At 45.5% G+C, this 12,743-nt stretch carries 8 protein-coding genes; 3 read left to right on the top strand and 5 right to left on the bottom strand.

Going from position 1 to position 12,743, the window contains the following annotated elements; genetic code table 11:
• Nucleotides 1-49: 49 nt before the first annotated feature.
• From RIC07_RS20875 to RIC07_RS20860, 4 genes are all read right to left on the bottom strand, one after another.
• Nucleotides 50-373: a hypothetical protein gene (locus RIC07_RS20875; protein WP_446396197.1), complete on the bottom strand. Its 324-nt coding sequence runs from the start codon at nt 371-373 to the stop codon at nt 50-52.
• Entirely contained in the window at nt 330-4,625 is a 4,296-nt protein-coding gene (locus tag RIC07_RS20870) for a GAF domain-containing protein (RefSeq protein WP_446396196.1), read from the bottom strand. Before RIC07_RS20870 ends, RIC07_RS20875 begins: the two co-directional genes overlap by 44 nt.
• Nucleotides 4,626-5,362: 737 nt before the next feature.
• A complete protein-coding gene (locus RIC07_RS20865; protein WP_446396195.1) occupies nt 5,363-6,409 on the bottom strand; it encodes a DnaJ C-terminal domain-containing protein in 1,047 nt (348 codons plus the stop codon).
• Between the two features lie 382 nt (nt 6,410-6,791).
• Nucleotides 6,792-8,081, bottom strand: a complete 1,290-nt coding sequence (locus RIC07_RS20860) for a glucose-1-phosphate adenylyltransferase (RefSeq protein ID WP_446396194.1) — start codon at nt 8,079-8,081, stop codon at nt 6,792-6,794.
• A gap of 274 nt (nt 8,082-8,355) precedes the next feature.
• Between RIC07_RS20860 and RIC07_RS20855 the strand changes: the two genes are divergently transcribed.
• Nucleotides 8,356-9,045, top strand: coding sequence for a response regulator transcription factor (locus RIC07_RS20855; RefSeq protein ID WP_446396193.1), 690 nt, complete (start codon nt 8,356-8,358; stop codon nt 9,043-9,045).
• A gap of 103 nt (nt 9,046-9,148) precedes the next feature.
• Here the strand turns inward: RIC07_RS20855 and RIC07_RS20850 are convergent, their stop codons facing one another.
• The gene (locus RIC07_RS20850) at nt 9,149-9,394 is read right to left on the bottom strand and encodes a hypothetical protein (protein ID WP_446396192.1); all 246 of its coding nucleotides are present in this window, start codon (nt 9,392-9,394) and stop codon (nt 9,149-9,151) included.
• A gap of 761 nt (nt 9,395-10,155) precedes the next feature.
• On the opposite strand from RIC07_RS20850, the gene RIC07_RS20845 reads away from it, so the two are divergent.
• Both RIC07_RS20845 and RIC07_RS20840 read left to right on the top strand, forming a co-directional pair.
• Nucleotides 10,156-12,306, top strand: coding sequence for a PAS domain-containing protein (locus RIC07_RS20845; protein ID WP_446396191.1), 2,151 nt, complete (start codon nt 10,156-10,158; stop codon nt 12,304-12,306).
• 325 nt (nt 12,307-12,631) lie between these two features.
• Nucleotides 12,632-12,743: helix-turn-helix domain-containing protein (locus RIC07_RS20840; RefSeq protein ID WP_446394069.1), on the top strand; the 112-nt coding region annotated here is incomplete at its 3' end.

Genomic DNA, 12,743 nt, shown 5'->3' with positions numbered 1-12,743 from the left:
TGGTCTTATGTCAGGGAACAGGGAACAGGAAACAGGGAACAGGGAACAGTTAACAGTGAACAGTTAACAGGGAACGTTCTGAGTAAACTCCTCTATCTTCCCCCGCTTCCCCCGCTTCCCCTGCTTCCCCCGCTTCCCCTGCTTCCCCCGCTCCCCCTGCTTCCCCTGCTTCCCCTGCTTCCCCTGCTTCCCCTACTTCCCCTGCTTCCCCTGCTTCCCCTACTTCCCCTGCTTCCCCTGCTTCCCCTACTTCCCCCGCTTCCCCCGCTCCCCCTGCTTCCCCCGCTCCCCCAGCTTCCCCTGCTTCCCCTGCTTCCCCATCTCCCCTTCTATCCTTTCCCCAGATGTTGACGCACTGGAATTTGGAGTACAAACTCGGTTCCCTGTCCTAAATTACTGTGACAGAAAAGCTGACCCCCATGTTTTTCAACGACGATTTGATAGCTAATCGATAATCCTAAACCTGTCCCTGTCCCCACAGGTTTAGTTGTAAAGAAGGGATGAAATAGTTGTTGCTGAACTTCCTCCGTCATTCCGGGACCATTATCAATAATTCGGATCGCGACCTCTTGGTTATCTACAATTTCAGTTTGCACTCGAATTGTGCTGGGGTTGGCTTTAAGTTCGTCCAATGACCGCTTTTTGTTTTGCTCATCAATGGCATCAATGGCATTGACTAACAAATTCATAAACACTTGGTTAATCTGTCCGGCGTAACATTCAACCTTCGTCAGTTCACCATACTCTTTAATCACCTGAATGCCCGGATTCTCGCCTCGTGCTTTGAGTCGGTTTCGCAGAATCATCAGGGTACTATTAATCCCCTCATGAATATCTACGGCTTTCATTTCCGCTTCAGCGATACGAGAAAAATTCCGCAGGGAGTAGACAATTTCACAAATCCGCTCTGCTCCGACTTTCATCGAATCCAGAAGTTTAGGCAAGTCTTCTATCAAAAATTCCAGATCGATCGCGTCCATTTCGGACTGGATTTCGGGGGTGATCTGGGGATATTGCTGTTGATAGAGTTCGATTAACCCTAAAAGATCAGTAGCATAGTCACTGGCATGGACTAAATTACCATAAATAAAGTTAACTGGATTATTGATTTCATGGGCAACTCCCGCGACTAACTGCCCTAAACTGGACATTTTTTCACTTTGCACCAACTGCGCTTGGGTTTTCTGGAGTTTGGTAACAGTTTGCTCAAGCTGTTGGGCGTGGGTTAATGCTTTGGCTTCCGCCTTGCGACTTTGTTTGTAGAGTTCCGCTTGTTGGAGTGCGATCGCTAATTGATCGGCGATGGTACAAATCAACTCCACCTCGGCGTCTTGCCAATTGTAGGCTCGATTATCCATCATCAGCCCTAGAGCGCCCCAAACCGAGTTACCACAGTGCAGGGGAACCAACAACCACGCCCCCGGAAACTGTTGCACGATGGCTGTATTAGTTGCGTCTACAAAACAGCGGGTATCATTAATCCGCACCACTTCTAAGCGTTTGATTCGTTCAGCCAGAGGATTATTTTCATCGGGAATTTCTACACCCAAGGCTTTGGGTAAACATTCATCGCGACAGGACTCGGCTACATTCACCCAGAGTTGGCGTTCTGGCACATACTGGATAATTTGAGCGCGATCCACTTGCAAAAGGTTCTCAATTTCCTGAGTGGCGGTAGAAAAAATCGTTTGTAAGTCGAGGGAGCAACGAATCGCATGAGTGAGGTGATTAATCGCTTGTTCTCGTTTGAGGTGATACTGAGCCTGATGGTACAGTTGACTTTGACCGATCGCGATCGCGACTTGGTCAGCAATGGCGACGATTAATTCCACCTCTGAGTCTTGCCAGGAATCGGGATGATTGGTTTTGCCTAAGGTTAAACTCCCTAATATCTGAGAATTAAAGTGTAAAGGAACCCATAACCAAGCTCCTGGAAAGTCTTGAGCTAAACCTTGGTTAAATGTACTCGTATCCTCGATGCGAATAATTTCTAATTGCTTGAGTCGTTCAGCCAAAGGATGATTTTGATCAGGAATTTCCTGTCCCAGAGTACTCTTTTCCTCTAGAGAGCGGCGATAGTCTGCCACCGATAACCAACACTGGCGTTCCGGCACATATTGGACAATTTCCGCCCGATCCACGGGTAAGAGTTCGCCAATCTCCTGGACGGCTGTCTCAAAAACCGTAGTTACATCCAATGAACGCCGGATGGCTTGAGTCACTTGATTGAGGACTCGCTCTCGCCAGAACAGAGATTTTGCCTGTTCGTAGAGTTGGCTTTGTTGAATGGCGATCGCCACCTGAGAGGCTAACCCGTCGAGTAAGTCAATCTCAAAGGATTGCCAGTTCCGGGGTTGGCTACAGTGATGGGCAATCAGTAGTCCCCATAAGCGGGTTGGGCTTTGGCTGGGGGTTTTGACATCGGCTTGGGACTGTGGGATAGGTAGGGGTTTGGTACTGTGAACAATTGGCACAACCAGGTTAGCCCTTACCTGGAACTTGGCGAGTAAGTCAATATAACATTGACTCAGATTAGCTGCATAGATATCGTCTAGGGTTCTCACTCGACCTTGTTGGTAGCGTGAGATATAGGTTTTCTCAAAACAGGGGTCATAGATGCGGTTGCCTAAAATCGAACACCAGCGCGGATCGACGGATTCAACCACCACCTCACCACTCCAGTCGGGATTAAAGCGCAAAATAATCACCCGATCCGTTTGCAGAACTTGTCGCACCTCCGCCACGGTGCGTTCGAGAATATCCTCTAAGTTCAGCGATTGACGGATGTGTTGAGTAATCGCCCCGACTAACTGCTCTCGCTGAACTTGTTGTCGCAGGGTTGCTTCTGCTTGTTGGCGTTGGTGGATTTCAATTTGGGCTTGCTGATAAAGTTCCGATTGTTGAATGGCAATGGCTGTATGGGTGGAAAGCGTTTGCAATAATTCGATTTCCCAAGGTTGCCATTTTCGGGGGGTTTGGCACTGTTGAGCCACCAGTAATCCCCACAGGCGTTCCTCATGGACAATGGGGATAACCAGGTTGGCTCTAACTTGGAATTGAGCGAGTAATTCAATATGACAGTCGGTTAACCCAGCGTTATAAATATCTTCGACGGATTGAACCCGCCCTTTTTGGTAAAGGTGGATATAGTCTTCGGCAAAGTAGCGATCGTTGATCACGGTTCCGGAAATCGGCTTCCAGTTCACGTCAACGGATTCGACTTCCACGACACCACTCCCATCTCCATAGAGGCGAAACACCAGCACGCGATCGCACGCCAAAATTTGCCGCACTTCGGCGACGGTAGTATTGAGAATCTCGTCTAAATCTAAGGAATAGTGAATCCGTTGCGCGATCGCCCCAATTAACCGCTCCCGCAGATATTGCTGTTGCACGGCTGTTTCGGTTTGCTTGCGATCGGTAATATCGATGCACGATCCGATATACCCTAAAAACTGACCACTAGGCGTAAATCGAGGCGTTCCTGTATCTAAAATCCAGCGATATTCTTTATCGGCTCGTCGGAGGCGATATTCCATCCGAAAGGTTTGACGAGCATTAAACGCCTGCTGATACGTCTCTAAACAAGATGATAAGTCGTCAGAATGCACCCCCTCAGCCCAACCATTACCTAGTTCTTGTTCCAGAGTGCGTCCAGTAAACCGCAACCAGCCCTGATTAAAAAACGTACATAACCCATCTGTACCGGACATCCATAACAGCACAGGGGCATTATCTGCCATCGTGCGGAATCGGGCTTCACTCTCTTGCAGAATGTCTTGGGTGTAGTTAGTCTTACTTAGTTGTTCCGTTGTCGGATCGGCTAGGCTAGGTGCTAACCGATCAGCCTCAGGTTGCCACTTGTCTGCAACGAACTGGCGATTCGTGCTATCCCGCAAGCGATAAAGTATTGTTCCTCCCTGGATAGAAACTGGCTTAACATTAACCAATACAGTACGAGGTTTGCCTGTCTTATCAGTAATTTCTACTTCAACATTACGAACATTTCCCGCGACAGCTAAAGCTTGCCAATTCCAGGGTAAGTTGCCCAGCAGGTGAGTAATATTACCCAGAGCGCGGACTTCCGACAAAGAATAACCAAAAATAGAGGTTATATTAGGACAAATATAGGTAAAATCCCCGTTGTCATTGGTGATTAAAACAGCTTCATCATGATTGCGATCGGGAGTTGGGAGCGACGCTGGGGACTTAGCCTCTGTCATCTCTTCACAAACGAGACTGATCACCGAATTCGAGGCGGTTATCGGCAGCAAACGGGTTTTTGCCTTAAGCCAAATCATCCTGCCATCTTTAGCAATTAACCGAGTTTCCCATCGATGAATTTCAGTCGGATGCTGGCTTAGATGAGTCAATAGGGCTTGATATCGGCATTGGCTTTCTGGATCAAAAAGCCGATGAATTGGCTTTTGGACTAACTCCCAAAAATCATACCCCAAATAGGCTGCACCGAACTGACTTACATCCAAAATCACCCCATCAAAATTAAGGGTGAAATAAATGCAGGGAAGTGTCTCATACAATATCCGCATCCATTTTAGTTGATCCGGACTATTGCCTGTCCATGTTAATTTTCCAGGCTGATAATTCTTTTTCGCAATGTTCATCCATTGGGACTTTTTTAAATCGAATCTTTTCATAAGTTGACTCATGCCAATTCGATGATCAATTGAGGCATTTTCTCGATCATAACCCTCAAATTATTATTTATTTTTTCACCTTTAGAGGAATGGCTGTAAAAAATATTTAACTTTGACGGGAGATTCAGACAAGAGTTAGCCTCCTTCACTCATGCCAAATTCCAGACTAGACTAGCTCCGAAACCCTTTTCCCCTGTCTTCAGAGAAGCTAAAGCGCAGCGATTTTTCTTACCTGGTTATCGCTCGCTATTTATCTCTACTTTTTCTTTTTCCCAGACGCACTGAACTTGGTGATTATATCATGTCAAACTTTGCCAATAAAAAAACACGGCTTGTTTCCGTCTCTCCAGATTCCTGCGTCCGTTTCTCATTCACAGGTTCAATTAGACATGATATGACAATGCATACAGTTTTTGGGCTATCTAATCATAAGCTAATACAAATTCCCATTACTGTGACGGAATCCATGAATAAGTTTAAAAAACGTTATAAATCCGTTACGTATTTTGATTTACTATCCGGTTAAGTTTATTTATCTTTACCAAGCCCCAAAGGGATGCACCCGACAGTCCTGTACCCTAAAAACCTTCATTGTATCACATCTGTCTAAACAGTTACCATTGTCTGGTAAAAATCCGGAGATGGGGGAGATGTTCACGTTAGCGAAGCGAGGGGTCAAACCTTACAACTCCCCCCACACCGCTCTAAAGACGTACCTGAGACAAATAGCTGCGGGGATCGAAATGACGGCTTTCCCGGATTTTTTCATAGTACTCCCGCTCAACTGACGTGATATCTTTTGGTGTAGCGATGACAATCCGCACCAGTTGATCACCGCGTCCACCTTTCGGTTGAGTCCAGCCTTTACCGCGCAACCGTAATGATTGACCTGAGCGAATCCCGGCTGGCACATTGACACTCACTTTACCATCCGGAGTCGGCACCTCAATCGTGGCACCCAAGACTGCCTCATCGGGCATCACTGGCACTTCACACAAGAGGTTATCACCCTCGAACTGGAAAAAGGCATGAGGTTTCAGGTCTACAATTAAGTACAAATCACCCCGTTGCTGGTTGTATTGGCTCACTTGACCCTTACCTCGAACCCGAATCCGACTTCCTGGTTTAGCACCGGGCGGAATCCGCACTTCGATGACTTCACTACCCAAATTAATCCGTTTTTGCGTACCCCGGAAGGCGTCAGACCAGCTCAATGTAATTGTAGCTTCCCGATCAGCTCCTGCTGCTGCTTTGCCACTTTCATAGCCAGCGAAATCATTAAAGCCACCAAAGCCACTGGTAAAGTCATTAAAGCCAGCACCCGTGGCACCGCCTGGAGTAGAGCGATAGGTGTAGGTTCGACGACTTCCCGCCCCTCCTGGCGTCCCTGTAGCGGCTGTATTAAAGCGCCCTAGAAGTTCGTTAATAAACTCGTCAAAACTACCGTATTGACCAAAATCAAAATTACCGAAATCAACATTAGCACCCCCGGTTCCAGGGTATCCACCAACTCCGGCTTGCTTCCAGTACTGACCAAACTGATCGTATTTCTTGCGTTTTTCGGGGTCAGACAAGACTTCGTAGGCTTCATTCACTTCTTTAAATCGAGCCTCGGCTTGTTTGTCACCCGGGTTCATGTCTGGGTGGTATTTCCGCGCCAGACGTCGAAAACTCTTTTTAATTTCATCCGCACTAGCCGTCTTGCTCACTCCTAGGACGGCATAGTAGTCTTTAAAGTCAGTTGCAGCCATGAAGGGTTTCTCCTCTACTCCAAGGATTTAATCGATAAACTGGGCTAATAGGTCTCTACCTCAAAGCTAGAGTAACAAACCCCAGCATGGGTTTAAGTTCGGATCTTTCTCACTCACGCGATCGCAATTTCCACACCTGACGCTTCAAATAGAGAAGCAGCGGCATTTTTCCCATCATGCCTTACCTCAACCTATAAAGCATAACCCTAACTCAGTGTCGATGGCTAATAATCGTTAAATTAGCGTAGCTTCTGTTAACTAAACAGTGGGGATTTCCCGGTATCCTGTTTCGGGAGACAAGAGAGATGAGGAAGCAAACAGATCGAGATCTGAGTAAACTTAACACTTTCTTTTCCTCATCTCCCTAGTCATTAATCAAGACCTAAATGACTGTTCCATCGGGAATTACGGCATTTTTGAGGACAACGACAATGCCATTACGGATCAAAAAGCCTTGTTTTTCACGTTCAGCTTCCTCAACGTGATCTTTGTTGACAATTTGAACATCGTGACCAATGCGAGCATTTTTGTCAATGATGGCACGGCGAACTGTGGTTCCTGCACCAATCCCTAAGGGGACACGTCCGGTTTCTACGTTGGATTGACGTTCGGCAAAGGGTTCATAGAAGTCACATCCCATAATCAGAGTGTCTTCAATCACACAACCCGCTTCAATGCGAGAGCGAACTCCCAATACCGAGTGATGGATACGACAATCTTTAAGAATACAACCTTCTCCCACAATCGATTGCGTCACATGACTATCCAAAAGTTTAGTCGGAGGCAAATAACGGGCGCGAGTATAAATCGGTGCCTCTTTGTCGTAGAAACTAAACGGTGGCTGGGGTTGGCGAGTTAACGCTAGATTAGCCTCATAGAACGCTTCAATGGTACCAATGTCTTCCCAGTAGTCGTTGAACAAGTAGGCTTGAACGTTATGATCTCCTGATGCCCCTGGGATGATTTCTTTACCGAAATCGGTTTGTTCGGGGTTGGCTTGCAACAACTTAATCAACGCCTCTTTACTAAAGACGTAAATTCCCATCGAGGCAATATAGGGTTTTTCCTTTGCCTCATCGGGTTTCAACCCTAAAACTGTCGTATCTACCTGCATTTGCTTCAGCGCATCCCCTTTGGGCTTTTCACTGAAATCAATTACCCTGCCGGTGTGATCAATTTTCATCAAACCAAAACTGGTTGCCAGTTTTTCACCGATAGGCACTACAGAGAGGGTGATATCAGCTTTCGTTTCACGGTGGTGTTCCACGAAATGGCGATAGTCCATCCGATAGAGATGGTCGCCGGACAGAATGATATATTCATCAACATCACACTCCTCTAGGAGCCACAAATATTGACGAACCGCGTCTGCTGTGCCCTGAAACCAGCTAGGATTTTCAGCAGTTTGCTGGGCAGCTAGAACTTCAACAAATCCGTCGGTAAAGCCAGCAAAGTTATAGGCACGGGTAATGTGCCGATTCAAAGACGCTGAGTTAAATTGGGTAAGAACGTAAATTTGATAGATCTCGGAGTTGATGCAGTTACTGACCGGAATGTCAATCAGGCGGTACTTACCCGCCAAAGGAACAGCCGGTTTAGCCCGCAATTTGGTTAATGGATAAAGGCGGGTGCCCGCGCCACCTCCGAGAATGATACCTAATACTCTTTTCACGAAACACCTCTGGAATGCCGATAGACTCTCAAGTCCTAGTGTCCGCTTGTGTGGAACTCTTTTCAAGAGGGTAAGGGAGAAAGTTGACTCTCTCCAAAGAAAGAAAAACTCAAAAAACGGCGGGAATAGAGGCACGAAGCGAGACTTCTACCCCAACTAGAGTAATGATTTGAGTCCGGTGTCCCCCTCAACGCTGGGGTTGAACTGGTGAGTTCTACGCCGTTATTATAAATTTCCATTACATTGGGATAAAGAATGGCAAAGGAAGTGAGAGATGTCAGCACAACTGTTACTGGTCGATGACGAACCGGGGATTCGGGAATCAGTCCCCGCCTATTTAGAAGAGGTGGGAGGGTTTACTGTCGATGTTGCCAGTAATGCCAATGATGCATGGCAAATGTTGCAACAAAAAACACCTGATCTTGTAATCACCGATGTTATGATGCCTCAAGTTGATGGGTATCAGTTTCTTAAGAAACTGCGAGAAGACCCTCGTTTCAAATCACTGCCAGTGGTCTTTCTCACAGCTAGAGGCATGACCACAGACCGGATTCAAGGCTATCAGGCAGGTTGTGATGCTTATTTGTCTAAACCATTTGATACGGATGAATTAGTCGCCATTGTGGAGAATTTGCTGGAACGTCGTGCTACCACGGCTCAGGAAACGGCGGGTACAGCGGATTTAGGGAATATCGAAAAAGAGCTAACTGCGATTCGGGAAATGTTGGCTCAACGGGGTAATATTTCTCAAACTCCCCCACCCATCCGCATTGACTTTACGCCGCGAGAGCAAAGTGTTCTGGATTTGGTTGCCCAAGGGCTGATGAATAAAGAAATTGCCCGCCGCCTGGAAACCAGTGTCCGCAATGTAGAGAAATATGTCAGTCGCTTGTTTAGCAAAACTGGAACCAATAGCCGCACCGAGTTAGTCCGCTATGCTCTTGAACACGGCTTGACCCAGTAAAATTCGTGCTGTAGCTGGGTCTAAGTTTTCACGGTATGTGGCGCAACGCAAGAAGGTAAGTTTCAAGTGGAAGAAATGGATGTGGTAGATGTCAGCACAACTGTTACTGGTCGATGATGAACCGGGGGTTCGAGTGGCGGTCAAAGAGTGCAACAATTTGCATTCCGGTTGGGGTTTTGGTAAATTTAACGGTTCCCATGAATTGGGTTGGATCTGAGGTGCTTGTGACAATGGCTTGAGCCATTGGGGGTGTGGTTTGCGCTAAGGCGGATGGAGCATAAATTAGGGGAACTAATGTGAATGCGATCGCGATCACAACGAGTTTAAAGAGTTGATGAATTCTGTTCATAACCACTTAAAATCAGACTGTGGAGTTATTCTACGAAAAAGCGGCTACACTAGCCCATTCTTCCTTTTGATGATTCCCACCGCTCTCGGTTTGTGGAGTCAACTACCCCCGGTAAATGACAACGAACAACGAATAGGAACTTTATATCTTTAACTTATATTAAGTATAAATTAAATTAATATTAAAAATATGAATTGATGACCGAATCCCTAACTATCATGAAGTCACAACTTTGATCAAGTTCAGGGAAAAACGTCTAAAAAGGTCTAAGGGAAGAACTAGTATAGTGCGGTAAAAAGCAGTGACCCTGTAACAAGCCGTAACCCAGTAAACATTCATAGATGCACTTACGGTTGCTGATCACGAATCACTGATACTAGGCTATCGACCGACTATGTGGGTGTCGTCTTGCTTTCTCTAGAGTACCTGTTCAGTAAGCAAAATTGTCGGCTGAAGTTCCTGATAAAGAGTAACAATAGCTACAGAGAATAAATTTTGGGCGGACTAATTTTGACGAATTTTAATCCCTAACTGCGATTAAGGAACTGACGTTCTATCTAGAGAGAGTCAATTAGAAATTTTATCTGGATTTGAATAAATTGGCAGAGCTTTGAAAACATTCTGAATAGAAATTAGACCGAGAGTAGGCGTGTACAACTGTAGTTCAGTTTATAAACTGTCACAGTTTAATTTACTACAGCCTGATCTTCCCTTTTAAATAACAGTCAAACTGAGTAGAAACAGGTTCTTAGGCAAATCTTATGTTATCGGTGCTAGACCCTACCCAAAACCCCAACACTATATCGCTGAAGGTTCTCATCGTCGAAGATGGTTACCAAACGATAAAACTATTGGGAGAAGGATTATGTTCTGAAATTAGATATTCGTTTATTATTCAACAAGTTAGGCAGAGTTGTCAAGCCCTAACCCGATTAAGTCAGGAAGCGTTTGATCTTCTCGTCGTTCATTTGTCCCACGCTGATCCTCACGTTTTTGATACGGTTACTCAGATAAAACAGTTGGGCTTAACCCTGCCAATTCTCGGATTAAAAGCTAACCAGGATGAACCCTTAACCCTGCAAGTTATCCAAGCGGGGACACCGGATGATCAGGTAACAGAAAATCTCAAAAGTTACCGATTAATTCGGGCATTACGTCATGCTATTGACAATCAGCAACGCCAAGAATCCCAACGTCTGAATCAGGAAAAATATCAGTCGGTTATCGATAATGTCAAAGAAGTCATTTTCCAAACCGATACCCAAGGACATTGGACATTTCTGAATCGGGCTTGGACAGAAATTAGCGGATTTTCAATCGCTGAAAGTATCGGTACATCATTTTTAAACGGTATTCATCCGGATGACTGGCAAAAGGGGCGAGACAACTTTGATGCGCTGATTACTGGAGTTCAACAATCCTGTCGCCCTACGGTGCGCTGTGTGACAAAATCGGGTGACATTCGTTGGTTAGAGGTACATGCACGGACAAATTTTGCCGCCGATGGTACGGTTTCGGGAACCACAGGAACCCTAAATGATATTACGGAACAGGTGTTAACCCAATCCGCCTTACGCATTTCCGAAGAACGACTGCAAATGGCGTTATCTGGGAGTGATTTGGGATTATGGGATTGGCAATTAATCACTGGAGATATTTATTTTAATCCGCAGTGGAAAGCGATGCTGGGGTATGCAGAAGACGAAATCGACGATAATTTTCAGGCATTTGAACAATTAGTGCATCCTGAGGATTTATCCAGAGTTAAAGCCGTATTAAAGGCTTATATAGATAGATTAATTCCTATCTATGAAGTTGAATTCCGGATGCGATGTAAAACCGGGGAATGGAAGTGGATTCTGTCTCGTGGTAAAGTCTTTGAGTGGGATGAAGCAGGGAACCCGGTAAGGATGACAGGGACTCATCGGGATATTAGTGATCGCAGACAAGCGGAGGACGCTTTACGGGAGTCAGAAGCGCGGGAACGGAAAAAAGCGTATCAGTTAGAAATTGCCTTGTGTGAACTTAAAAATACCCAAGCGCAGTTGGTACAAACGAAAAAAATGGCATCCTTAGGACAGTTAGTGGCGGGTATTGCCCATGAGATTAATAATCCCATTGGTTTTATTTCCGGAAATGTTAGCTTTGCCCATCAATATGGGTATGATTTGCTCAAATTGATTGATCTCTATCAACAGTATTATCCTCACCCTGTTGCCCCGATTCAAGAGCAAATGGAAGCGGTTGAGCTTGACTTTCTCAGGACAGATTTTCCCAAAGCCCTCAACTCGATTCGAGAAGGCGTTGTTCGGGTTCAAGACATTGTGCGATCGCTCCAGCATTTTTCCCACTTGAATGAAGCCCAGATGAAGACAACTGATTTACATCAGGGGTTGGAGAGTACCTTGATACTTTTACAGAATCGCCTCAATAAAAAGCCCAACCGACCCGCTATTGAAGTGAATAAACAATTGAGTAGGTTACCTAAAGTAGAATGTTATCCAGGTCAACTCAATCAAGTGTTTATCAATATTCTCGGTAATGCGATTGAGGCGTTAGACGAAAAAAGCCAGCAGAATGATTCTTTTATACCCCAGATTAGGATTAGTACGGAAATAGCTGAGTTAAACTCAACTGTGATTATTCGGATTTCCGATAATGGTTTAGGTATTCCTGCTCATTTGCAAGAGCATTTGTTTGAACCGTTTTTCACCACAAAACCTGTCGGACAAGGGACAGGATTGGGATTAGCCGTCAGTTATCAAATTATTGAGAAACACAAAGGAAAAATTACCTGTAATTCTCAAGTGGGTATCGGCACAGAGTTTGTGATTGAAATCCCGATCACGCTGAGCCATAAAACGGAACAATTGGGTCAAATTCAATGGTTACGCCAAGCCATCGGCGCTTGAGGTTGGCTGTCATGCACTGTAAGGATAAAGAGACTGGGTGTAGGCTGTGGGATGTTGCCCATCCTGAAGAGAGATGATCGTCCCAAGCTTTTGCTGTATACTCTGACCCTAGGGCGCAAATATTATCATCTGGTCAAGTTTACTAAAGGTATATTTATAATATTTTACCGATAGAAGCGATGGTGAAGGCTCCTGCGCTCTATAGCCAGGAGATGAAACCGAGCAAACCGTCTAGGTAGCGAATTTATTCGCCAGTCAAATAATCCGGATAACACTCAGCCAACAATGTAGTATAATATCAGTAACATTGCAAAAGGTCGAGCAAGTGTTTAATCTGATTTACGAGTTTAAATTAAAGCCAACTTCCGCCCAAATAGCCACTTTTGCTGAGTGGTTAGAACAATGTCGTAGGGTCTACAACTATGCTCTTTGTGAGC

Source organism: Coleofasciculus sp. E1-EBD-02 (genome assembly GCF_040218245.1).
Classification (GTDB): Bacteria; Cyanobacteriota; Cyanobacteriia; order Cyanobacteriales; family Coleofasciculaceae; genus Coleofasciculus.
The sequence above is the reverse complement of the archived record's forward strand: the minus strand, read 5'-3'. Positions and strand labels throughout refer to the sequence as shown.